Source organism: Loigolactobacillus binensis (genome assembly GCF_005405165.1).
Lineage (GTDB): Bacteria > Bacillota > Bacilli > Lactobacillales > Lactobacillaceae > Loigolactobacillus > Loigolactobacillus binensis.
In genome coordinates this window covers 55,829-81,063 of the sequence record NZ_BJDN01000003.1, presented here as the reverse complement: position 1 = coordinate 81,063, position 25,235 = coordinate 55,829, and the positions used below count along the sequence as shown (strand labels likewise).

General features: G+C 44.9%; 20 protein-coding genes and 1 riboswitch. Of the genes, 5 read left to right on the top strand and 15 right to left on the bottom strand.

Annotated features, from left to right (window positions below; all coding sequences use genetic code 11):
- Positions 1-147: 147 nt before the first annotated feature.
- The 4 genes from acnA (at position 148) to FFM78_RS02165 (ending at position 7,985) form a co-directional block, all read left to right on the top strand.
- The gene (acnA, locus tag FFM78_RS02180) at positions 148-2,760 is read left to right on the top strand and encodes an aconitate hydratase AcnA (protein WP_171001818.1); all 2,613 of its coding nucleotides are present in this window, start codon (positions 148-150) and stop codon (positions 2,758-2,760) included.
- A 59-nt stretch (positions 2,761-2,819) separates the two neighbouring features.
- A complete protein-coding gene (locus tag FFM78_RS02175; protein ID WP_137636800.1) occupies positions 2,820-3,965 on the top strand; it encodes a citrate/2-methylcitrate synthase in 1,146 nt (381 codons plus the stop codon).
- Positions 3,962-5,218, top strand: a complete 1,257-nt coding sequence (gene icd / locus FFM78_RS02170; RefSeq protein WP_137636799.1) for an NADP-dependent isocitrate dehydrogenase — start codon at positions 3,962-3,964, stop codon at positions 5,216-5,218. The genes FFM78_RS02175 and icd overlap by 4 nt, the downstream gene beginning before the upstream one ends.
- 829 nt (positions 5,219-6,047) lie before the next feature.
- Complete coding sequence (locus FFM78_RS02165; RefSeq protein WP_137636798.1) at positions 6,048-7,985, top strand: M13 family metallopeptidase; 1,938 nt, start codon at positions 6,048-6,050, stop codon at positions 7,983-7,985.
- A 174-nt stretch (positions 7,986-8,159) separates the two neighbouring features.
- On the opposite strand, the gene FFM78_RS02160 is transcribed toward FFM78_RS02165, so the two are convergent.
- Entirely contained in the window at positions 8,160-9,467 is a 1,308-nt protein-coding gene (locus FFM78_RS02160; RefSeq protein ID WP_137636797.1) for a C1 family peptidase, read from the bottom strand.
- A 151-nt stretch (positions 9,468-9,618) separates the two neighbouring features.
- Positions 9,619-10,248 (bottom strand): NAD(P)-dependent oxidoreductase, encoded by a 630-nt coding sequence (locus FFM78_RS02155; protein WP_137636796.1) that lies wholly within the window; start codon positions 10,246-10,248, stop codon positions 9,619-9,621.
- Between the two features lie 149 nt (positions 10,249-10,397).
- A riboswitch (THF riboswitch) is annotated at positions 10,398-10,590 on the top strand.
- Between the two features lie 106 nt (positions 10,591-10,696).
- Between FFM78_RS02155 and FFM78_RS02150 the strand changes: the two genes are divergently transcribed.
- Positions 10,697-11,212 carry a folate family ECF transporter S component gene (locus tag FFM78_RS02150; protein ID WP_171001817.1) on the top strand — a complete coding sequence of 172 codons (516 nt, stop codon included), beginning with the start codon at positions 10,697-10,699 and terminating at the stop codon, positions 11,210-11,212.
- A gap of 57 nt (positions 11,213-11,269) precedes the next feature.
- Here FFM78_RS02150 and FFM78_RS02145 read toward each other — a convergent pair whose 3' ends face one another.
- From FFM78_RS02145 to FFM78_RS02085, 13 genes are all read right to left on the bottom strand, one after another.
- Entirely contained in the window at positions 11,270-12,949 is a 1,680-nt protein-coding gene (locus FFM78_RS02145; RefSeq protein ID WP_137636795.1) for an alpha-glucosidase, read from the bottom strand.
- A gap of 4 nt (positions 12,950-12,953) precedes the next feature.
- On the bottom strand, positions 12,954-14,285 hold the full coding sequence (locus FFM78_RS02140; protein ID WP_137636794.1) for an SLC45 family MFS transporter: 1,332 nt from the start codon (positions 14,283-14,285) through the stop codon (positions 12,954-12,956).
- A 103-nt stretch (positions 14,286-14,388) separates the two neighbouring features.
- On the bottom strand, positions 14,389-15,336 hold the full coding sequence (locus FFM78_RS02135) for a LacI family DNA-binding transcriptional regulator (protein WP_137636793.1): 948 nt from the start codon (positions 15,334-15,336) through the stop codon (positions 14,389-14,391).
- A gap of 17 nt (positions 15,337-15,353) precedes the next feature.
- Positions 15,354-16,058, bottom strand: a complete 705-nt coding sequence (locus tag FFM78_RS02130) for an MgtC/SapB family protein (RefSeq protein ID WP_137636792.1) — start codon at positions 16,056-16,058, stop codon at positions 15,354-15,356.
- A 211-nt stretch (positions 16,059-16,269) separates the two neighbouring features.
- Positions 16,270-16,626 carry a DUF956 family protein gene (locus FFM78_RS02125; protein WP_137636791.1) on the bottom strand — a complete coding sequence of 119 codons (357 nt, stop codon included), beginning with the start codon at positions 16,624-16,626 and terminating at the stop codon, positions 16,270-16,272.
- A gap of 308 nt (positions 16,627-16,934) precedes the next feature.
- Positions 16,935-17,330, bottom strand: a complete 396-nt coding sequence (locus tag FFM78_RS02120; RefSeq protein WP_137636790.1) for a DUF956 family protein — start codon at positions 17,328-17,330, stop codon at positions 16,935-16,937.
- Positions 17,331-17,434: 104 nt separating this feature from the next.
- Entirely contained in the window at positions 17,435-18,367 is a 933-nt protein-coding gene (locus FFM78_RS02115; protein WP_137636789.1) for a PTS system mannose/fructose/sorbose family transporter subunit IID, read from the bottom strand.
- 19 nt (positions 18,368-18,386) lie between these two features.
- Positions 18,387-19,193, bottom strand: coding sequence for a PTS mannose/fructose/sorbose transporter subunit IIC (locus FFM78_RS02110; RefSeq protein WP_137636788.1), 807 nt, complete (start codon positions 19,191-19,193; stop codon positions 18,387-18,389).
- 33 nt (positions 19,194-19,226) lie between these two features.
- A complete protein-coding gene (locus FFM78_RS02105; RefSeq protein ID WP_137636787.1) occupies positions 19,227-20,198 on the bottom strand; it encodes a mannose/fructose/sorbose PTS transporter subunit IIA in 972 nt (323 codons plus the stop codon).
- A gap of 121 nt (positions 20,199-20,319) precedes the next feature.
- Positions 20,320-20,823 carry a PTS sugar transporter subunit IIB gene (locus tag FFM78_RS02100; RefSeq protein WP_137636786.1) on the bottom strand — a complete coding sequence of 168 codons (504 nt, stop codon included), beginning with the start codon at positions 20,821-20,823 and terminating at the stop codon, positions 20,320-20,322.
- An 18-nt stretch (positions 20,824-20,841) separates the two neighbouring features.
- A complete protein-coding gene (locus FFM78_RS02095; RefSeq protein ID WP_137636785.1) occupies positions 20,842-21,240 on the bottom strand; it encodes a PTS sugar transporter subunit IIA in 399 nt (132 codons plus the stop codon).
- Positions 21,241-21,478: 238 nt separating this feature from the next.
- Positions 21,479-24,301 carry a sigma-54-dependent transcriptional regulator gene (locus FFM78_RS02090; protein ID WP_137636784.1) on the bottom strand — a complete coding sequence of 941 codons (2,823 nt, stop codon included), beginning with the start codon at positions 24,299-24,301 and terminating at the stop codon, positions 21,479-21,481.
- Between the two features lie 91 nt (positions 24,302-24,392).
- Complete coding sequence (locus FFM78_RS02085) at positions 24,393-25,145, bottom strand: NADPH-dependent oxidoreductase (RefSeq protein ID WP_137636783.1); 753 nt, start codon at positions 25,143-25,145, stop codon at positions 24,393-24,395.
- Positions 25,146-25,235: the final 90 nt, after the last annotated feature.

Genomic DNA, 25,235 nt, shown 5'->3' with positions numbered 1-25,235 from the left:
GGTTCAATTTTAATTTAAATTAAATTTAAATGTGAATATGCTTATTTTCTAACTATTTTATAATATTGATTGACTTCTATTTCCGAAACCGATTAAATTAGACTTAATTAATCAATAACTCATTTATTTTTAATCTTACGAAATTAAATGATTCAGGGGGTTTTGCTAGTGTCGGCTTATCAAGCAACTTTTACATCAAATGGAACCACTTACCACTATTATGACATCAATGCTTGGGCACAAGAACAGCACTTTGATGTGACCCAATTACCCTATAGTTTACGGGTTTTGTTAGAAATGACGTTGCGCCAGCAAAAGGCGGCGCCAACACCTTTCCTCACTTGGCCCCAAGCGGCAGCAGATATTGCCTTTAAACCAGAGCGCGTCATTCTACAAGATTTTACTGGTGTGCCTGCATTAGTTGATCTAGCCGCCATGCGCAGTCAACTAGCTACTACTGGTGGTGATCCAGCGGCCATTAATCCTGACGTCCCCGTTGATCTGATCATCGATCACTCTGTACAAGTTGATCGGGCCGGCGATGACGCCGCATTTCAAACTAATATTGAAAAAGAATTTGCCCGTAATCATGAACGCTATCAATTTCTCAAATGGGCCCAACAAGCCTTCAAAAATCTACGGATCGTTCCGCCGGATACTGGGATCATTCACCAGATCAACTTGGAATACTTAGCCAGTGTGGTTCGCACAACAACTGAAGGCAGTACGCATTGGGCCTTTCCGGATACAGTAGTTGGTACGGATTCACACACCACAATGGTCAACGCACTGGGTGTATTGGGTTGGGGAGTTGGTGGTATTGAGGCCGAAGCCAGCATGCTTGGTGAAGCCTCCTTTATGCAAATTCCGCAGGTCGTTGGTGTCCGCTTAAGCAACCAACTACCTGAAGGCACAACCGCAACAGATCTGGCTTTGACCGTCACCAAATTACTGCGCGCACATAACGTAGTCGGTAAATTTGTTGAGTTCTATGGCCCTGGCTTGGCGGCATTGTCAATTGCCGATCGCGCGACCATTGCAAATATGGCGCCAGAATATGGCGCGACAGCTAGCTTCTTCCCAATTGATCAACAAACTCTGAATTACCTTAAGTTGACCAATCGGAGTGCGGAACAAATTCAATTGATCAGCGACTACGCCCACCAGAATCACCTTTTTCATGAAACTGATGCACATTGTCATTATTCTGAAACCGAAACGCTCGACTTAGCAACGATCGTACCTAGTTTAGCTGGACCCAACCGGCCACAAGATTTAGTACCGCTAACGGCACTTAAACACCAATTTACCAGCACGGAAACTTTGGCTGTGACCATTGATCAACAAAACTTTCAGTTGCGGCGTGGTGATCTCGCAATCGCAGCCATCACCAGTTGCACCAACACCTCTAATCCTAGTTTATTACTAACTGCCGGGCTAATTGCCCAAAAGGCAGTGGCAGCAGGTTTACAAGTACCAGCCTATGTTAAAACATCTTTTGCTCCCGGCTCAAAAGTGGTCACTGCTTATCTCGCTGCGGCGGGCTTACAGTCAGCACTAGATCAACTTGGCTTCAATTTAGTTGGGTATGGCTGTACCACTTGTATTGGTAATTCGGGGCAATTAAAGCCCGAAATGCAGGCTGCTGTGGCTGCCACTGATTTTCCAATTGCCGCGATCGAATCCGGTAATCGTAATTTTTCTGGCCGGGTCAATCCGCTGGTCAAAGATACCTACCTCGCGTCGCCACCGTTAGTTTTGGCCTATGCTTTGGCCGGTACTTTACGGATCAACTTAGCCACAGAGCCATTAGGATATGATCACGACGGCCAACCCGTTTTTCTGAAGGACTTATGGCCAGCCGCCAGTGCTGTTAGTGCCTTGATCCAGCAAAATGTGACTGCAGCTACTTTCAAACGCGAATACGCTTCGCTGTTAACGGCTAACAAAACTTGGAATGCTCTGATTGCCCCAACTGGCAATAGTTACGCTTGGCAAAACGATTCCACTTATATTGCTTTGCCCCCGTTTTTCCAGCAATTGACCCACCATCAAGGCCTGCCTGAATTGACCGGGTTACGCGTTTTAGCTAAGTTTGGCGACTCGATCACCACCGATCATATTTCTCCAGCCGGATTCATCGGTCAAAATACGCCAGCAGGTAAATACCTACAGGCACAAAACGTCGCCCCCAAGGATTTCAATTCCTATGGCTCGCGCCGCGGTAACCATCACGTTATGATGCGGGGTACCCTGGCTAATATTCGCATTCGTAATCAGATCACCCCGGAAAAGGAAGGTGGCTACACGCGCTACTGGCCAACCAATGAACAACTCCCAATTTTCGACGCCGCCACTAAATATCAAGCCGCCGGAACTGGTTTAGTGATCTTGGCTGGTAAGGATTACGGCATGGGGTCATCCCGTGATTGGGCCGCTAAAGGTGTGAAATTGTTGGGCGTTAAAGCCGTGATCGCTGAAAGTTTTGAACGGATCCATCGGGCTAACCTAGTGATGATGGGCGTATTGCCGTTACAATTTCAAGCTGGTGAAAATGCCACTAGGCTTGGCTTAAATGGCAGCGAAACTTTTGCGATCAGCTTTAGCGAACATACCGCACACGTTGTCGCCACAGATGCAGCTGGACACCAAACCAAATTTACCGCGCGCTTACGTTTTGATACCCCCACTGATATGACTTATTACGAAAACGATGGGATTCTACCTTTAGTTTTGCGGCGCAAAGCGCACCTGGCTTAGTTACTACTAAATAATGTACTTAAAATTGACCGTTACTTGCTTAGTAAAGGAGGTTCCATATGAATTTACCTAAAGGTTTAGCTGGTGTTGTCATTGCGGACACTGCCATTAGTTCGACTAAAAATGATATGTTAACTTATGCTGGTTATCCGATCACCGAATTGATCGCCAAAAACGTGCCTTATGAAGCAGTGGTTTTCTTATTATGGCATCAACGTTTGCCCACAGCAGAGGAATTGCGCAATTTTCGGGCCGCACTTTTTGCCGAAATGGAACTAGCGCCAGATTTTCTATCAACTTTGAAAAAAATCAGTAAAATTCAACGGCACCCAATGAGCTTACTGCGAACCAGTGTTTCTTTCCTAGGTTCAACGGAATCTAAAGCTGAAAGTAACGCGACCGCCATTCAAGCAAAAGTTTTGATGATTGTTGCGATGATCGTTCGTTTGCGGGCGGGCAAAAAACCATTAAAGGCGCGCCGCGAATTGGACTTTGCTGGTAACTTTGTTTACTTGCTGACTGGAAAAGTGCCTACTGCTGCAGAAAACGATCTATTCAACAAGGTGCTCCTACTACATGCGGATCATGAATTCAACGCATCGACTTTTACAGCGCGGGTTGCTGCTTCGACCAACGCTGACGAGTATTCTTGCTTAACCGCCGCCATTTGCACGCTTAAAGGTCCACTACATGGTGGCGCCAACGAACAAGTTTATCTATTATTAGACGCGATCCGTCAAAGTGGCCAACCGGTAGCCGATTATTTAGCCGCTCGGCTCGCCAACCACGAAAAAATCATGGGCTTCGGTCACCGCATCTATAAAAATGGCGATCCCCGGGCCTATTACCTGCATGATTATGCGCAAACAATGGCGCAGCAGCACGATCAGATGCCGATGTTTACCCTGGCCGAAAGTGTAGCGGCTTACATGTGGCAAGCTAAAAAATTAAAACCTAACGTAGATTTCTACGCCGCCATTATTTACCATTGCCTAGGTGTGCCCCATGATATTTTCACACCGATCTTTGCGGTTAGCCGCACTGCCGGCTGGTTAGCCCATATTCGTGAACAAAAAGCGGCCAGTTATTTGATTCGCCCTAGCTCACACTATACAGGCAAATACGATCAAACCATCCCCAGCGAACTGCAACTAAGCGATCTGGCACCGCAGCCGTTTAAACAAGAAGGTGGCGCCGCACTATGACAACACAAACGATCACTAAACAAAACGGTCAGCTCAAAGTTCCCGCGCAGCCACTGATTCCTTTTATCGCTGGTGACGGTATTGGTCCAGAAATTTGGGCGGCTGCGCAACCGCTATTTGACGCCGCGGTGGCCAGTGTTTATGGGTCAACTAAGGCCGTTCAGTGGTTACCACTACTGGCAGGTGCGGCGGCCTTTAAGGCAACTGGTGAGTGGTTGCCGGCGGCTACTTTGACGGCATTAAAAGAAAATTTAGTGGCGATCAAAGGTCCCCTAACAACACCGATCGGAGGCGGTCACCGTTCCCTTAACGTGACTTTACGCCAAAAACTCGATCTGTACGCTTGCTTCCGGCCGATTCATTATTTTGCCGGTACACCCTCACCACTGAAACAACCAGAAAAAACAGAAATGGTCGTTTTCCGGGAAAATACCGAAGATATCTACGCTGGCATTGAATATGCGCCAGGCGCAGCCAGCCAGAAATTACGCGCGCTTTTAGCGGCCGATGACCAACTAAGTAAGGTTCGTTTCCCCACAGAAAGTGCCTTTGCGCTAAAACCGATCTCCAAAAGCGGTAGCCAGCGCTTGGTCAAAAGTGCCATCGACTACGCGTTAGCCCAAAAGTTACCGTCCGTTACCTTGGTCCACAAAGGTAACATTATGAAACTAACTGAAGGTGGCTTCAAAAAATGGGGATACGCCGTGGCTGCAGACTACGCCGATCAAGTTTTCACTTGGGAAACGTATCGCCAACTGGCCAAGAACGACCAAGCTGCAGCCGACGCCGCTTACAAGGCGGCCCAACAAGCCGGCAAACTGATCATAAAAGACGTGATCACCGATAACTTCTTCCAGCAAGCCTTGTTAGCACCGGAACAGTTCGCTGTTGTGGCCACGCCAAACTTAAATGGGGACTATATTTCCGATGCTTTAGCCGCTCAAGTCGGTGGTATCGGCATCGCGCCTGGTGCGAATATTAATTATGAAACGGGCGCCGCCATTTTTGAAGCGACCCACGGCACCGCGCCACAATTTGCCGGTCAAAACAAATTAAATCCGACGTCGCTTATTTTATCTGGCGCACTGCTGTTTGACTACATTGGCTGGCCGGAAGTTGCCGCCAAGATTCGGCAAACGATCGCTAAGGCCATTAAAAACAAACAGGTGACTTGGGACTTCGCCACTAAAATTCCCGGCGCCACCCAACTGAGTACCAGTGATTTTGGTGCTTACTTGATCACGCAACTTTAACTTAAGGCATTATTTAATGAACCACATCAAGCGGCTAGGACAACTGTCCTAGCCGCTTACTAGTTGAGCACAGATCAAAAACTTAGATTCACGTACGGTTAGTGGCGTGCAGCTCTCACAGTTAAAGGTCTTAACTAATTTTTAGGAATTTGCAGTTTAGTCAGAATAGGACAGAACGGGTTCCATTCCGGCGCTGGCGTATGGAACGCGTGGCGCATTGACAAGCTAATTTTCTTTCCGATTAAAAACCAGTCGGAAAAGAAAATGGATCTTATCAAGCGCGCAAGGTGCTAAATGACCACAATTCGGTCATCAAGCACCTTCGACACAGCTGATACGCCAGCGCCTCCATTCCACCTTGGCAACGGTAGAACATTGATGATTGATCAATTTAATCGTCTGGTTAGTCAACCAGGTGTGTGTCTGCTGGCTTTAATAATTCGCAATTTTCAAGTTAAGTGACAGCTTAACTATAATCAACACTGGAAATAAATTTTTCTACTGCGCGCGACAGCATGCTTTCACTATAACTGGCTCACAAACAACGTTTCAATGTTCAGCTACAGCCAGAAAGTGGCAGGGGTGCTGGCGCATCACTGGCGCTCATTCTTAATAACTAATTTTAGTAAGTATCAGTTATTTGAACATATTTGCCAAGCAAAACACGTTTTCCGCTGTCGATTGGACTAAGTCAAAAAGCGGCTAGTCCAAGTCGCACGCATTCCATTTCAGTGGTAGTCACTAAAAATTGGCCAGCACACAAACTAATCCTACACCAACCACTAAAAGTTAGTGTATGATGGCAGTATTAAGAATACGAGGTGCTGAAATGAAACAATTACAATTTGCTGCTGGTACTAGCAGCGATCACAATGAAAATACCCGTTTACAAGACGATTTTTACGCCGCGATCAATGCTGCCTGGCTAAAAACCGCCAAAATTCCAGCGGATCGGCCGGCCACTGGTGGGTTCCAGGTTCTAGTGGAAAATATTGAAAAAACTTTAATGGCCGATTTTGCAGCGCTGCAAGCCACCGGCGCACCAGATAAACCATTATTAAATGAATTTCTCAAATATTACACTTTAGCGGCCGACTTCAAGCAGCGGGACGTCCAAGCCGCCGCACCACTACAACCGTACTTACGGCGGATCGCCAAGTACGATAATTTGGCGGACTGGCAGGCCGACCTTAAAGATTGGCTGTTAGACGGATTACCGGTGCCGTTTGCTTTAGATGTTGATGCCGACATGAAAAATACCAAGATCAACGCACTTTTTGCCGGCGCACCGGGGCTGTTTTTACCGGATAAAACTTATTACGCGGCCGACAATCCCAGCGGGCCACAATTATTGCAAGTCTTCCAGCAAATGATGCAGCAATTATTGACAATGGCCGGCTACAGTGCTGCAGATGCACAATTGATTTTAGAACAAGCAATTGCTTTTGATAAAAGCTTAGCACCCCACGTTAAAAGTGCGGAAGAATCGGCCGATTATAGTAAAATGTACAATCCCCAAAGTTTCAGCGAATTCACCGCACATAGCAGTCAAATTGATTTTGGCCGTCTGCTTCCCGAATTGATCGGTGCCCAGCCAGAAAAAATCATTGTTTCTCAACCGAAATTCTTCGCTGCCTTTGATGAGATCATTACCAATGAAAACTTCAATCTTCTGAAAAGTTGGCTGATCGTCAATACAGTGCGCAGCATGAGTGGTTACCTGAGTAATGATTTTCGTGAAATTGGCGGTATTTACGGCCGCGCGCTTTCTGGTAGTAAGGAAGCAATGAAACCTCAGAAAAGTGCTTATTATTTAGCCGCCGGACAATTCGATCAGGTCGTTGGCGATTATTACGGCCACAAATACTTTGGTGAGGCGGCTAAAGCTGATGTCCATAAAATGGTGATCAAAATGATCGGTGTTTACAAGCAACGGCTCCAAAATAATGATTGGTTGTCGGCGGACACACGTAAAAAGGCCATTGTTAAGTTGGATAATTTAGGCATTCAAGTTGGTTATCCTGATGCCATTAAGCCCTTATTCAAAAAATTCACGGTCAACACCGGCGCCAGCTTGTTGGTCAATGCAATGCGCTTCACCCATATCGCCATTGCCGATAATTTCAGCAAATGGCATCAGCCGGTGGAACGAACCGAATGGGAAATGAGCGCCAACACCGTTAACGCTTATTATCATCCTTTCCGCAATATCATTGTTTTTCCAGCAGCGATTTTGCAGGCGCCATTTTATAGCTTAGAGCAACCATCCAGCGCCAATTATGGCGGGATCGGTGCCGTGATCGCCCACGAGATTTCCCACGCTTTTGATAATAATGGGGCCCTTTTCGATGAATTTGGTAACTTACACAACTGGTGGACTGCGGCGGATACCGCACATTTTAAGGCATTGGCCCAAGCGATGATCACCGAGTTTGATGGTCTGCCTTTTGCTGGCAGCAAAGTTAATGGCAAGCTCACCGTTTCGGAAAACATTGCCGATGCTGGTGGCTTGAGTTGTGCCTTAGAAGCCGCCAAAGGTGAGCCAGATGTTAATTTAACCACCTTCTTCACTAATTGGGCTAAAATCTGGCGGACCAAGGCGCAACCAGAATATCAACAATTATTGTTGGCGATCGATGTCCACGCACCGGCTAAACTGCGCGCCAATGTTCAGGTGCAAAACTTCGCTGATTTTCACCGCACCTTTAACATTCGGCCCGGCGACGGTATGTATTTAGCACCGGAAAAGCGTGTCAGCATCTGGTAAGTATGTTATAATGGCCACTAAGGTGCCAGACCTGCAGACCCTCGCGTCTGCGCGCGCATTTATAAGTCGCGCCGCGTTCTTTATTGAACGCCAAGCAGCCACTACCAACTACATTGGTGGCTGCTTTTTTTGTGGGAAAAATAGCGTTCTGTCCATTGACAGAACGCTATTTTCTTACGCCATCGAATCCCACGGCGTTAATTCAGTTGGTTCACTTTGCAACACTTGTTTTAGTTCTGCGCTGAGCAACTTCTGATCGATCACCACATGATAAACATAATCGTCAAACCATTGATCACTCATCACGAAGTAACCGTCCGCGCCAACTTTTTCACCCCAGCTATTTTCGACCTGCCACTTGGTTGGTCGATCGTCAACTAGATCGACGCCGGTCAAGGTCATCGCGTGCGAGACCACGGCTTCGCGATACTGTAGCCGTTCTTTTTTGCTTAATTGTAGATCGGTAGCAAATAACTGATCGTAATTGAATAAGTGACTAGCCAACAGTCCTTTCGAGCGGCTCATTTGTTGTAAAACGTCGTTGCCGAACCAGATCGTCTCGCCGGCTTGCAATTGGGCAATGGTCAAGTCTTTAAAAGTGGCCAGATCAACGTTTAAAAACGTCACGTGCTGCCCGCCGACCACATTATCTTCCCGCGGCAAAGTATAAAGCTGATTGAACGGCTTGTCTGGTGAATTGATCACCGTCACGTAGTCAGCTAGGTCGCGGCCTAAATATTTGGCGGCAAAACTTTGCGGCGTCAAGTCAGCATCGCGGTGATACTTCTTATCATCATCACGATAGCTGAAAGTAAACTGTTCCACTGGCGTCCCGAAGGCATAGGCGCACATGCGATAGATCACCGTCAACATGTCCGTCTTTGCTGCGGCAACGTCAGCGCCGGCAGCCACTAACGCACGTAATTTAACGGCATCCTTGCGCAACCGTAGGCTAAGCACCTGATTAAACTCAGTCGTGTTCTCACTGGCCTTAGTTTCCGGCATTACCGCCTTGGGCACTAAACCGTACTTTTTGATCAAGGCTGCGGCGTTATCCCACTGGCCACCGTCACCATTAGGCGAATCCAGCAACCACGTGACGATCCGGCTGTCAGCCGCTTGCTCAGCAGTGGCGATAATATTTTCATAGAAGGCATTGGCTTTTTCAAACCGATCCCAAAACGATAAATAATTTTCCGAAAATTCAAAATCTTTCACATTATAGTTAACCGCAACTTCATGGCGTAAGGTATTTAAGGTCGCAAATAACCAGCAGCGGCCACTGTGTTTTTGATTAGCCACTTTACCGGTGGGTAGTTCTACAGAAAAAGTACGCGCCAAGTCAGTTTGTACCGTTGAATCCTCACTGGCAGCGTTAATGCCGACGCTCATCACTGCGCGCTGCACAACGGCTGCTTGTGGTTGCGCCTGAAATGCTTTTTTAAAGCTTGCCTGAGCGGCCGGCGTGATTGCTTGACTCATATGTGATCATCCCCTAAAGTTAATATCTTTATTTTAAGCTAATAACAACCAAAAAACATAGTTAATTTAGTTTACAACCTTATAATTTAAACACCGCCGCAGACTTTCGGCCCACGACGGTGCAGTGATCATTATTTATTCGTGGCGCTAGTTATTGACTGACCACCGTAAAACGTTGCTGCACATGCTGCGGCTTAGCGATTTCATCAACTAAGGCCGCCGCAAAATCGGCATAACTGACCTCACTTTTACCAGCGGCATTGGTCAATAAATTATCCTGACCTAAAGTATAATGATCGGTCCGTGGTCCATTAGGTAGAAAAATAGCGGATGGGCTGAGGTAACTCCATTGAACATCAGTAACTTGTTGCAGCTTGAGCAGAGCCTTACCCATATTGACTGCAGTTGGTTTCCACTCGGCCTTAAAATCAGGCGTTTCATACAAACGTGTGGTCTGTGCATCATCCACAAACAGCGAACCGGCGCCGCCAACCACCAATAAGCGCACTTTAGTACCGTGTAATAGCTCAACTAGATGTTGTAACGAAGTTTGCTGTTGTTCTTCTTGGCCTGCTGGTGCATTAAAGGCGTCAACGATCACGTCAAAATCAGTCAAATCAGCTGTTCTTAAAGCAAATAGATCCTTCTCCACAACCGGCACCTTAAGCTTGAGTTTGTCTGGATGGCGCACGATAGCCGTGACCCGGTAGCCGCGCTCAACTGCTTCACTAGCGATCAATGAGCCTGCTTTACCTGTGGCGCCAATAATCCCAATTTTCATGAAAAAACCTCCCTAACTTTATTTTATTTTCCGTGCTGGCTGGACACCAGTATTTTAATGACACTTCTAATGTACCATTTTTCAACGCTTAACCCTAAGGATTCAGCCTTTTAAATTGATCTGGCTTGAACTATAATGGAAATTAAATTATCGGGGTAGGACCCAAAGCGTTAAGTGCCACCGAAACGGAATGTGGGCGGTGGACGAAAAATGAACTGCAGGCACTGAAAGGATAGGTGCTGACCGAATAATATGGGCAACTTAAGCTTAAATCTTATTCGGTTTAAATGTGTTTGAAAAAACACGCTGTTTATTTGCGGTTTTGGGTCCGCATTCGCCGCACGTACCAGTGGCTTTTGTCCGACAATCAGTTGCAGCCAGTGGTCGTGCGGTTTTTTTAGTACGCTCATGACTGGCAGTGCCAAATATAGTTTTGGGGGTAATAGCCATGTTACAGCATTCAAAGGCGCGTCAAATCGCGCTGCTTGGCGTTTTGATCGCCTTGCAAACGATCCTAGGTAGTATGTTCTCACTACAATTCTTATTGACCAAGATTTCCTTCAGTTTCTTGATCACCGCGATCATGGCGACATTAGTGCCACCACTGGTCACCGCTAGCAGTAGTGCCTTGGCCAATGTTTTAGGTATGTTATTAATGCCTAAGTTCACTTTCTTCCCAGGCTTCGTGTTGACCGCCTTTTTAACGGGATTAGTTTTTGGCTACGCCTTTTACCATAAAACACCACGCTTACGCCGAATTTTATGGGCCAGCTTGATCGTTACGCTGGTGTTGAACTTGGGGCTAAACAGCCTGTGGTTGCACTTGATGTACCAAACACCGTGGCTCCCTCTTCTATCCGGTCGGTTAGTCCAAGAATTGATCACCTTCCCGATCTACAGCAGCTTACTAACGGTGCTATTTAATATCAATATTGTCCGCACTACTTTACGTAAATATGCCTAGCAACGCGCAAAAAAGCGTACCGTCTGAATTTTATTTCAAAGCGGTGCGCTTTTTTGCTTATTTTGTCGTTAAAATAACGGCAGCATAAGGCGGTAGTTCGACTTGCTGATTCGTGACGGTCACGGCAACATTACTTAAAACGACCTGGTAGTCTTTAGGTAGCGTGACCGTTGCGGCAGTTTCACCTAAATTAACTGCGATTACTAATTCTTGTTCAGCCTGCCGCCGGCGGTAGGCGATAACATTATCGGGACTTGTAACTTGTTCAAAAGCCCCGTCAACGATCACTGCCTGATAAGGAGCCTGGAAACGTAAGGCCACCATCTGCCGATAATAATTTAAAACCGAAGCTGGATCTTGTTCCTCGGCGGCCACATTGATACCAGCACGATCATTACCCATTTCCAACCAAGGCGTTGTTGTTGAGAAACCGCCATAGGTCGCATCTGTCCATTGCATTGGGGTTCGTGCATTGTCCCGTGACTTAAAGTTAACGATCGCCAAAGCCTCAGTAGCAGATAATCCTTCCTTGATACCCGTTTGGTAATTATTAAGTGAGGAAATATCCTTAAATTGATCGATCCGCTGACGCCGGAAATTTTTCATACCTAGCTCTTGCCCTTGATAAATAAAAGGTACACCTGGCAAGAAGTAGTACATCGTTGCCAATGCTTTAGCAGCCGTCGGAGTTTGAAATTTCGGGTTTGGTACTAATTTTGAAAGCGTTCGTTGTTGATCATGACTTTCCAATACATTGGCAGACCATCCACCGGCCGCTTTAGTCGCTTGTTGGCTATTAAAGATCGTCGTCTTTAATTCCTTCACGGTCCAGTTAGAACGGCCGCGGTACCATTCATCAACATTTTTCATTTCGATATTCAAATAAGAAAAATCGAACATCATTGAAAAATAACCATTGGGACCGATGAATTTAGGCAGATCAGCGGCGGCGACCCCGTACGCTTCACCCACAGTCAGCGCATCATATCTATCGAAAGTTTGCGCCTTTAACTCAAGCAAGAATTTAGCCAATCCCGGTCGATTCTGGCCTTTCTTGACCACCGCGGCCAAACCGTCCTTGCCATCAGGTTCGATACTGGCCCAATCCAAATCTTTTTTCAAATGCGTGATCGCATCAACCCGAAAACCGCTAATGCCTTTATCCAGCCACCAATTGATCATCTGATAAATGGCCTTGCGCAACTGGGGATTTTCCCAATTTAAATCCGGTTGCTGCGGCGCAAAGGTATGAAAATAGTAGGTGCCTGGTTCACCAGGCACCTCAGTCCAAGTTGAACCACCAAAAATCGAACGCCAATTATTTGGCACTTGCCCATTAGCCGGGGTTTTAAAAATATAATAATCCCGGTATTTACTTTGCGGATCAGCTAAGGCCTGTTTGAACCACATATGTTGGTCAGAAGTGTGATTGACGACAAGATCCATAATGATCTTCAAACCGCGCTTCTTAGCTTCCGCCAATAAATGATCAAAATCGGCCATCGTCCCAAATTGAGGGTCGATCGCTTGATAATCAGCAATGTCGTAACCCATATCGACCATCGGTGAACGATAAACTGGCGAGATCCAAAGCATAGTCACCCCTAATTGCTTTAAATAATCCAAATGTTGGGTGATCCCATTTAGATCACCGATACCATCGTTATTTGTATCTTGAAATGACCGCGGATAAACTTGATAGACCACTTCATTTTTCCACCATTTTGTATTAACCATTGTCTTAACCTTCCTTTTTGTTACGAATAAAACCAACTGAAAGTGCACCACACGCCATGATCACTGCTGCTAGAACGAACATATTGACTTGAGAACCGCCTAATAATGGGAATAAGCCAAAGGAAGCCAGTGAAGCGACGATTTGGGGCAAGCAGATCGAACCATTGAATAAGCCTAAGTAGGTGCCCATATGCACACCGGATAAATCATTAGTCACCATCGTCAACGGATACGTATTGACCGCGGCCCACGCAATACCAACTAAAATGTAAGAAATGATCAGTAAGTATTGGGAGTGGATCAAGAAGATCGATAAGAACCCAAGCGCGCCTAACAATAGGCTAGTCGCATAAGCAACTTTAGCTTTAGCCGGTGGTAATTTAGCTAATAAGTAAGACCAAGCAACGGCGGCAACCGCCTGAACCGCAGCTAAAACCCCGTACCAATTGCCCGCCGCTTGATAACCAGCTGAAGTGGCATCATTGGTGTGCCAAACATTTTGTGCGATCGCACCGGCGGAGTAAGTCCATAAATATTGAAAAGCCATCCAACTGAAGAATTGCACCAACGAAACTGTCCAGAAAGACTTAGGCGCCTTCTTCAATAATTCCAGCCAATTACCACCGGAAGCGTTGTCATTTTCTGTAATACCATGAAATTTAGCATACGTTTGGGGATCATACTCTTTTACTTTAAAAACACTAAACAAACTCGTGACGATCAATAAAGCAGCTCCGATATAAAAGGAAACAACCACTGAATTCGGCACAACGCCTTTACTAGCGACGTTGGAAATACCAATGGCGGTCAGGATAAACGGAAAAATAGCGGCTAAAACGGAACCGGAATTGGATAAAAAGCTTTGAATACCGTACGCGTAACTTTTTTGTTGATCGTTGACCATATCACCGACCATCATTTTAAAAGGTTGCATTGCGACATTAGAAGAAACATCTAAAAAGGCGACTGTGATCGCACCAAATAATAAGGCAGCCAGTGAACCATAACCAAAGCCAAGGCTACCCGAATTAGGTAACAATAACATAACGATCACGGCCATAATCGCACCAACTAATAAATACGGTAACCGCCGCCCACCAAGTTTAGGCGCCCAAGTTCGATCAGAATATGTACCTACAAGCGGTTGCACTAATAATCCTGCTAATGGTGGTAAAATAAAAAACCAACCTAATTTATTGGGATCAGCCCCAATGGTTTGAAAAATTCGACTCATTTGTGAACTTTGTAATGTAAACGCAACCTGAACACCCAGAAAGCCGAAGTTCATCATCCAAATACGACTAGCAGGTAATGTTGGTAATCCTTTTGTTTCCATTTCTGTCACATCCTGTTTATTATTGTTGCCGGCAAAATAAAGTATAGCAAACGTTTTCTTTTTGTGCAACCGATTGCACAAAAAGAAAATAAAAAACTTCATGCTAAAGCCTGAAGTCAATGTAATTCGCCTGTGAAATTTTTTTATTTTCCGGCTTAAATAAAATTTTAGCCGCAACTTCACCCATTTTTTGCGGCTGCAGATCAACCGACTGAATATGTTCGCTGATCGGTTGAATAAAATCTGAATTATTGAAACTGATGATCTGTACTGGCTGTTGGTGGTGTAACAACCCATAAAGCTGGATCAACAAGTCATCACTGGAAATGATCAATAAATTATGCTGCCTAAGTAGTTGCCGAAAAGCCTGACTAGCAGCCGCTAAATTTTGCTGGTCAAAGGTAAACTCAGTTAACGCCACCCCACGCTTAGCAAAGACATGCTTGAGCCCCTTTAAACGATCGACTTCGTATTGCCAGCGCTGATTTGAGTAGATGTAGGCCGGCACTAACGGTTGAAATTGCGTAAATTTTTGTTCAGCTACTGCTACACCAACGGCATAGTTATCATTATCAACAAAGGTAACCGTTGCATCATGGGGGTCACCGATCACGACAAACCGGACACCATTTTTTTTCAAATGCTGCGTCACCGGATCTTTGGGCAAATTATATAGCAAAATATATTTGCGCACTTTACCGCTGGTGATCATGGTACTGACCTCCCGTTGTAAAGCCGCCATACTTTTGGCCATTACCACAGAAACCATATACCCATGCTTACTAGCAATATAATTGGCTTGTTTGATAATTTCGACATAAAACGGATTATTGACGTTCATCAAATTTTCCGGTGGAAAAACCACCGCTAAAATATTGGATTCACGATTATTCAAATTAAGGGCAGCAAAATCCTTGGTATAACCTGTTGCTGTTGCCACCTTCTGAATGATCTGGGTTGCTTCAGCACTGATTCGAGGATCATGATTCAAAGCCCGCGATACTGTGGACGCCGAATAACCTGTTTGCTTAGCAATATCCTTTAAAGTCATAATTTTTCCCTTCTAAATTAAATACTGATCAACCGGACCTTAACAATATCCGAACGTAACGAAATATCCTCCACGATCTGCGTATAAGCTAATTGACGTGGTATTTTTATTTTATAGACGTTTATATACACTTCACCTTGCGCTGTTTGTTCCGTATTAAAACTGACATCATTGATCGTAATGTGCTTAGTCGCAAAATATTGCTGTAAATACGTTTTAGTTGCCAGCTTGTCGCGGTATTTAACTTCAATTTTTTTCAAGGTATCGACATGAATAAGCTTCTGCATAAAGGTTAGCACACCGATCACAACCAGCGCGCTGATGATCGCAATTTCATAGTAGCCCATTCCCACCGCTAAGCCCAAACTAGCTGTCGCCCATAAACTTGCAGCGGTGGTCAGCCCGAGAATTGAATGGCGGGTCACAATGATCGTGCCCGCACCGAGAAAACCGATTCCACTGACCACCTGCGCGATCAAGCGTGCTTCATCAGCGCGCACGACCCCAGCATACTGGGGAAAAGCCCGCGCAAATTGAATGGCCTGAAACCCGATTTTTTGTTGGATCATTGCGATCACACAGGCCCCGACACAGACTAAAATATGCGTCCGCAATCCGGCCGGACGATTTTTATATTCGCGATCATAGCCGATCACGCCGGCAATCAGTACTGCCAGCAGTAAACGGATGATAATTTCAACAGTTGTGACTTTGAGTGCCATCGGCGTCGCCCTTTCTTTTCAGCCACCATGGCCGTTAATTAAAGAACAACGCGCCAGCTTATTAAAACCCCGGTCACTGTTCTTTTTTATATTGCTTCAGCAAATCAGCCTGATCGCCGCATTGCCAAGTAGCTTTCGCGTGGTATGGCGTTAGTTAAGCGCGCTGAACATCGCGCTTGAAACTAATTTTTCAAGAATCAGCCACTGGTCTTCAGCTTTTATGTTGTACGTGAAAAACGTCAAACACGCTTTTGGCTTTGACTAATTTTTTCGCATCTATATAGACCCGCATCGCCCTTAATACCTCATTTGCATTTTTTGAAGAAAAACTATACAACAAACCATCCTGGGTCTGAATCGAGTAACGAACCACCTTTTTGCGGAGTGAAACTGAAGCCGTTACTAGTTCAATATTTGCCCAGACCAATTGTAACGATAACCGCTGCTTGTTCTGATTAATAAACTCAAAGCCTGTTTCACCAATAATAACCTTCCCGGACTGCGGTGTTCCCGTGTAGAAAACGGCCGCCGTCTGTAGATCAATTTTATGATTAATCGCTTCAGTCATTTGTTTACCCCACTTTTTTAATATTTCACAAGATTATCTGATCCTGATCTAACTTTAATTATACCATTTACAGCGGTACTTAAGCGTTACCATACTGACTAAGCGTACTTAAAACTAATAAAAAAAGAGTCGTAACATAAGTCATTTATGTCCAACTCCTTTTTTGTACTTCCGAACAATATAGCTAAAATGTGTGCCATAAGAATGGTCAACGCCCGAAACATCAAAGATTTTCAGTATGAAAATCAACTACTACTGTGAAGTAGTAGCTGGGCGCCTTATGTCACACTCTTCCTTTCAGCTGAATCCTATGATTTGCTGCCGCGGCGCGTGATCCGGTTGAATAGGCGCACCAAGCTGCGTTTGATCACGTCGAAAAAGCTTAATGAACGTACCATATGGCTAGGATCAACATGTTCACGGATGCCCCGAAGCAGTTGCTTCGTATTCTTAGCCGAAAAGCTGTACGTACCGTTATGTTTAGTCCGTACTGCAAAACGTGGGATCCACTTACCCTTAAACATAACCGAGGCTAACACATAATCGACTTCAGGCCACGGGACTTGAATGAAATCACGAACGTTGCGGCTATTAAAAAACTCAAACCCTTTATCACCGATCATAATTTTCCCATAACGGGCTGTACCCATAAAGGACGTCGCTTCGACAACTAAATCGACCTTCGTGTTGATTGATTGTACCATCAGGATAACTCCATTTCTTTTTCATTTTACTCAATTATACTTGGTTGTGCCTATTTTATCAAAAAAGCCTGGGTACAAAGACCCAGGCTTTAATGAAGTACCGATTACATAATTTTCAATACATGTAATACGACACCGACTACGAACAAACCAAGAATGATAATGATTGGGGAAACTTTCTTCTTTAATAACCACATGCACAAGAAAGTAACCAATAAGCCAGCTAAACCTGGAATCAATTGATCTAAGTTATCTTGCAAAGTTGTTACTTTGTATTTGTCCAATGACAAACCAGCAGCTTGCTGGGTCAAAGCTTCTTTGATACCAGCAGCACCTTTTGGTAAAGTAGCCCAGTTAATGAAGGCCCCTTTTGCTTGTTTGATCGAAGATACAACTGGTGTAAATTTAACGACAACCCAACGATTGATCAGTGATCCTAAGATGAACATACCTAGGATAGTAGCACCCTTAGTTACTTTTTGTAACAGACCACCAGATAAATCATCAGAAATAGAAGCACCGGCCTTGTAGCCGAATTCTTGTGTATACCACATGAAGGCCATCCGAATTGCATTCCATAAAACAAAGTACAAGATAGGACCCATGATATTGCCACTGATTGCCAATGATGCAGCTAAGGCACCTAAGATTGGCTTAACCGTGAACCAGAATACTGGATCACCGACACCAGCCAAAGGACCCATCATACCTACTTTGACCCCTTGGATAGCAACGTCATCGATAGGAGCGCCATTGGCACGTTCTTCTTCAAGTGCCATCGTAACCCCGATGATCGGTGAAGCTAAATATGGATGGGTGTTAAAGAATTCCATGTGCCGTTTCAATGCAGCAGCACGGTCTTCTTTAGTTGTATAGAGGCGTTTCAAAGCTGGAATCAACGTGTAAGCCCAGCCACCATTTTGCATACGTTCGTAGTTCCATGAACCCTGGATAAACGTTGAACGCCACCAAACGGAGATACGATCTCTTTTAGTTAAGGCTACTTTTTTTGTTGGTGCAATTTTATTATCTGCCATTTTTTATACGCTCCTTTCGTTAGTAGTTATCTATGATATCGCCGAGCGGGTCACCTGAATTAGATGGACCACCGTTGCTTGAGCCACCTTTTTCGGAAAGGTTAAGGTAGATCAAAGCCATGGAGATACCAATAGCACCAAGACCGATTAAAGTTAAATCAGTAACAGTTGCTAATACGAAACCAATAGCGAAGAATGGCCATACTTCAGCAGTAGCCATCATGTTGATAACCATTGCATAACCTACGGCAACGACCATACCACCACCAATGGATAAGCCATCAGTTAACCAAGTAGGCATTGCATTTAAGATATCACGCACTGGGCCAGCACCAACAGCTAAGATCAATGCTGCAGGGATAGCGATCCGGACACCTTGCATACAGATAGCGATAATATGCCAAGTTTCAATTCCTCTGAAGCTACCTTTTTCAGCATAACGGTCCATGATATGAACAATAGCAGTTGCGATTGTCCGAGCAAGAATCGTTAATAATAATCCGGCTACGGCTAAAGGTACGGCAATGGCAATGGCTGATGAAACACCATCTTTACCTTGACCACCTAATACTAAAATAATAGCGGATGCGACTGCGGCTAAGGCAGCGTCAGGTGCAACTGCGGCACCGACGTTGGACCAGCCTAAGGCGATCATTTGTAAAGTACCACCTAAAATCATGCAAGGTACTAACTGTCCGGTTACTAAGCCGATTAACGTACATGCAATAACTGGCTGATGGAAATGGAATTCATCCAAAATACCTTCCATACCAGCAAAGAATGCTACGATAATGACTAATATCACTTGAATAAAGTTTAAATCCATGACTATTAATCCTCCGTTTCCTTCTTTTTTTGTTTAAGCTTGTTTGCGTAATTCGTCTTGTGCTTTTTTCAGGATAGAATCCATGTTTTCAGGAGAATCCCCTGGCACTTTACGAACGTCAAATTTGATTCCTTTGGCCTTCAATTCACCAAAAGTATCAATATCTTTTTGGTCAAAAGCTAGAACTTTGTTGGGCTGAACTTTCCCAACTGAATGTGCCATTGAGCCAATATTTAACGTATCGAATGGCACACCGCCTTCAACAGCCCGCAATGCATCTTCTGGTGTTTCGAATAATAATAATGCACGTTGGCCACCAAAATGCTGGTCATCCTTAGCTAATTTGATCATTTGATCAACGGGAACCACATGGGCTTTAACCCCTGATGGCGCTGCCTGTTGAATTAAGTTCTTCCGTAAGTCATCTTTAGCAACTGAATCGGAAACAACAATGATCCGAGTTGGGTTAACTGATTTCGTCCAAGCCGTGGCAATTTGACCATGCAATAAACGTGAATCGACCCGCACTAAAACATACTTTAAGCTACCTGGAGAACCTGCGCTAGCCCCAGTTTTAGCAGCTGCCTTTGGTGCTTCCTTAGGCGCTAATTCTTCTGGTCTAACCTTGACCCCGTCTTTAGCTGTTTCGATAATATGTGCCGCAATTTCATGTGCTGTGTTCATCGAAAGCCGTGATGCATAAGCTTCGATCAACATTGGCAAGTTCAACCCAGCTACGATCGCCCACTTGTCCTTATGCTCTTCGAACAAGTTGTTCGTTTGGTTGAACGGTGTGCCCCCCCAGAGATCGACTAAGAACAAAACTTGATCTTGGTCGCTGAAGGTTGCAATTGCTGCTTGCGCCTTTGCCTTGAAGTCATCTGGTCCTTCGCTAGGCATTAATGTAACAGCTTTTACATCTTCCTGTTCTCCAAAAATCATATTTCCGGATTGCAAGATCCCATCGGCGAATTGACCATGACTGGCAATAACAATTCCTACCATCTTTTTACCTCCTACTAAATTAAAATATAATAAGTGCTAGAGTAGCAATTACCCCTACCCTTTGACAGGAAAGCCCTGTCAATATTGTTTAAAATAAAAATAGGTGCACGCCTACTTCTACCTAAAAACCATTTTTACCAAGCAGATCGTTTAAATTCTGCTTGCGATCAGTGGGTACCTTTTGCGCATAGACTTCCAGTCCCGCGTCATCATGTAGATAACGGATCGCGGCCGCTTGTTGCGGGCCGACAGCAACTGAATCGGTGATCATTTTCATATTACCGAAAAATGCTAGGCTACCAACATCAACACCCACCTGGGTCAGATCAATACCGCCTTTGACCAAGCGGGCCATATCTTCCACAGTTTCCGTCAGTAATAACGTTTTAAAAACATCAAAACGCGGATCGTGATAGATCTGAATCATTTTCGCCAACGTGATCACGTTGGCCCGTACACCTGGCGGTGCCGCCTGAACGATCAAAGTCCGGCGCAAGGTATCATGCGCAACTGCATCGGATACGATCAAGATCCGATTAGGCTTAACACTTCTGGCCCAGACCGTAGCAATTTGGCCGTGTAACAGGCGACTATCGACGCGAGCTAAACAAATCTCCATCGTCATCGCTTATTTGCCTCCTAATTAAAACGCGGTCAATTCCAAATGCTTAACGCCTGCTTTAGCCGTCTCCTCAAGGTGGGAAACGATTTCAGCAACGGGCTTATCTCTAACTGTATACGCTTCTAAAAGCATTGGCAAGTTTAAGCCTGTGATCAGTGCATACTTGTCTAAGTTTTCAGCAACGATCCGGCTAGCTGCGTTAAACGGTGATCCGCCAAACAAATCAACTAAAAACAGAACTTGATCGTCGGGATCAAAAGTCGCCAGCGCCGCCTTAAACTTTTTCGTTAAGTCAGCAGGACCTTCATTAGGCATAAAAGTTACCGCCTGAACTTTCTCTTGATCGCCAAAAATCATTTTTGAAGATTGTAAAACACCTTCAGAAAACTTACCGTGGCTTGCAACAACGATTGCAATCACATTGTCACCTCCCACAGAGTGCTGAAAAAAGCGTTCAGGTCACTTAGTTAGGCGCAGTGACCTACTTTTTTCAGCATGTTTCAACTCAGTCGTAGGTCCTAAGTCCTACACTTATATATTAAGCAAATATCGTGCCAACTTTTGTGTATCGCTTACAAACGCTTAAATGGCGGGGATCATTTTAAATAAAAAAGAAGTGATACACAGTAATAATTGTGTATCGCTTCTTAATTTTTCTTTAAGAGACACTTTTTTGAGCTTGTGTATCAAAGAGCTGTTCCACATAATAAATTTCATCATCATTTAGCCTTAGCTGTAATTGTTCTTGTAAAACAGCGTTACTTTTCTGAATTCCCTGATAATAAGGGGATTGTTTAACCGTTGCCCGTTCAGCAGCGCTGGCAGTGATCGTTTGTTGCAGTAATGTTCGCTCTAAGGCCCCAGCAACATGTAAAATCAAGCCGATCCGGAAAGTTTCAGTAAAACTAGTTTTCAGTGTATCGCTAAGCGTTTCCGCATAGCGCCAAAGGATATCGATCATTTTGTGGGGATTCAAATACAAAAAATAATCCTTCATATAAGACTCGCACAATTCCTTCGTTAAGTTAGGTGAGCTGGCCTGTAGCTCTTCATGATCGATCGCAGCACTAACTTGTTCAAAAAAGTCATGGCCATCATCTTGTAACAATCGTTCTAAATCAACAAAAGGAACGGGTAGATCCGGCTTAACAATGCCCGCCGCCGCAATGATATGGTATTCCTGGCCTAACTGATACAGAGTTTGCTGCATATTGACCACTGAAATCGGGAGCACCGTCACATCATCAATCAGTTGCTCACTAAGCTGTTGCTCAATGATTTTTTTGATCTGCATCGCGGTGCCTTCGCCAGTAGAACAAATCGCCACCACTGCCCGCGGCAAACTTTGTGTGGCCGCTGATTTATTGGCCAAAGCCTTGACCGACGGTAGTGTATCACCGTTCACTTTGGAATAACCATGGAACTCTTTTAACTCGCTATAAATAATATTGAGGTCGTTGTCAATCAATTCCGTTTTCCGAACCGCTTCCAGCACCATCGCCGTGGTCACCATATCAATGGTTTTAACCTGAATGCCGGTTTCCTTATAAATGCGCTGTGAAAAGGTAGATAACGAACCCATATCGACTAATAAAATGACGCCATTACCATTATCAGCCTGGCGCACGCGCTCCACGATTCCCTGATAAGCGATCTGCGGGCTCATTTCGATCGGCATGTCATAGGCCAACAAATTATCGGCTGACAGTAACTTATTGACAACTTGAGCCATTGAGGATGCAGTGCTACTACCGTGAGCCGCCACCACGACCCCAACCTTACCGGCAACTGATACTGAACGTAATGATGCCAATAAAATCGTTAGGTAATACACTTCTGATTTAGGGATCGGCGCATCATAATGATTCTCCAGCTCCTGCTTGATCATAGACGCGGCTTCCAACTCTTTAGGATAATCCGCCACCATCCCTTTAAGATCCTCGCTGATGTTCCGAACTAACTTACCGGACTGAATTCGTTTAACAAAGGAACTGATGTGTAAACTGACCGCGTATACAAAATTCCGCTTAAAGGTATAACCTAATAATTCTTGCACTTTCCCTTGAATCTCTTTAGTGAGGTCAATAATATCCCGATCAACAATTTCGGCTAGCTTGTTGTCAGCCTGCTCATCAATCGCGGTTTCATGATAAAAGGATTTTAGATGTAAATTAATATCTGTGGTAATGAAATTATTGATGTGATCTTGATCCAAGCCTTCTGATTTGAGAATCGCCGCCTTATCACCAATAATTTCATATAAATTATACGGTAATTCATAGGCATCCTGTTGTAGCGTTGCTGATGTTTGGTCAGGGCCAATGGCCAGCACCGGCTCCAATAGCTTAGTCACTTCACCAAGATCTTCTCGGTTAGACGCTAACGTTGCGATCCCAGATTGAATACTGGCTGGCAGATCCTCCGCCGTGATCATGATAGAATCATTGGACTGCATATGGCGTAAAAAACCCTGTGCACACACCAACTGAATATTCGATTTTAACTGGCCAACGTTCCCATAAGTGACACTGCCTAACAGTGCTTTGACCACATCTTCGCTGATCTGTACCTGTTTATGAATTCGATTAGCTTCCAATGAAAATAAAGACTGTAGCAATTGAATTCGTTCCTTAGCTGGTCGCTGATTAAACGCTGGTAGCTGGATCGTGATCGGGATTCGCCGGACGAAGGTAGCCAATAAACTACTTTCTGGATTTTCCGTTGTTGCACAAACGAGGCGTACATTAGCATGATGCGTCTTCGCCGTTTCTCCCAAGCGACTGTATGTTCCATGGTCCATGAAATAAAAAATCATTTCCTGACCTTCTGGTGGCAAACGATGAACTTCATCTAAGAACAGCATGCCCCCTTCAGCCTCTTGGATCAGCCCGTCTTTGTCCTCATTAGCGCCAGTAAAGGCCCCCTTGGTGTAGCCAAATAAATGCGACATCAATAATTCCGGATTATGGGCGTAATCGGCACAGTTAAAGGTGATCAAGGGTTTATCGGTGGTCACGATCTGATGAACAGTGGAAAATTGATACATACCGTGGACGAAAAAGGTTTTCCCAGAACCAGTTGGCCCAATGATCAAGGTATTCAATCCCTTAGGGGGATAAAGCATCGCCGCTTTAGCCTGTTCCACCTGATTTTTCAAACTCCCGTGCGCACCGATCATTTTGTCAAAAAAATCAGTGGGCATGGCGGCGACTGGCGGCGCAGGTGGCACAACTGCTGGTGGTGCCGGCACTGGCTGTTGGGCTAATTCTGGCGTTAAATAACGAACTGGACGCCCGGCGAGTTTGACTAATTTACCCGTACGAACTAGATCATTCAATGCTTTGGACACATTCGGTCGTACAATACCCAGATCCGTTACCAACTGCTTAGTTGTCGCGCCAGCCCCTTGCCCGATCTCGGCTGGCGTCAATTGCCGTGAGATTCTAACAACTTGTTGATAAACCCGCTCAATTCGTTTCAAATATGATACCCCGTCCCTTTTGCCGTGATCTGTAACGTTTCATATACACTAGTGTATCATAAACCGATACACAAGAAAACCGCTGCAAACCCTATTCAAGCAAAAAGCCTTGCTGATGTAAAACGTGTAACATTGCTGCCCGTTTAGCCGGTTGCTGTAACAAGGCTTGCTGAATTTGATTGGTAAAGGTATCGACGCGCCGATTAGTATCGCGCAGATCATAATATTCATGCACTGCTGCATCATAGTCAGTCAATGCCGCTTTAATTGGCAGCGGCAACTGGTAACTATTTTCAAAATGAACAAATTGTTCGGGCAAACGTGGTTTCAGTTGTGGTTGCTGATTGGGCCAGCCAAGTGCTAATCCTAATACCGGAAAAGTCAGTTGCGGTAAGGCTAAAATATCGATCATTTGCTGGCAGTCATTTAAAATACTACCAAGGATCACGGTGCCCAAGCCTAAGCTTTCAGCGGCAACAACTGTATTTTGTACCGCTAAACTAGCATCTGACCACGCCGCCAAAAAACGATCGGCGCTGCCTAAATGATTCTTGGGTTGCCCCATTTCGACACCAATCTGTTGGTTACGGTGTTGATCCGCAATAAAGATAAACAAATGACCATTATCCGCCACGTAATTTTGCCCAGAAATTGCGGCAATCTGCTTTTTCTCGGCCGGATCAGTTACACTGATCACACTAAATGCCTGTTGAAAATGTGAAGTTGCCGTATGCTGCGCTACAGCAACTAGCTGACTGATCAAAGCCGGTGCGATTGGTTGCTCGGTGAATGCCCGAATCGTGCGGTGATCGAGTTGCTGCTGGATCGTTTCGTTATCTGTCATATTGTTGACCTACTTTCTATTTGTGAGTAACTTTATTATAACGCCAAGGCTGGTTTTTAAGACATCACAATTAGAAGCAACTCAATATTT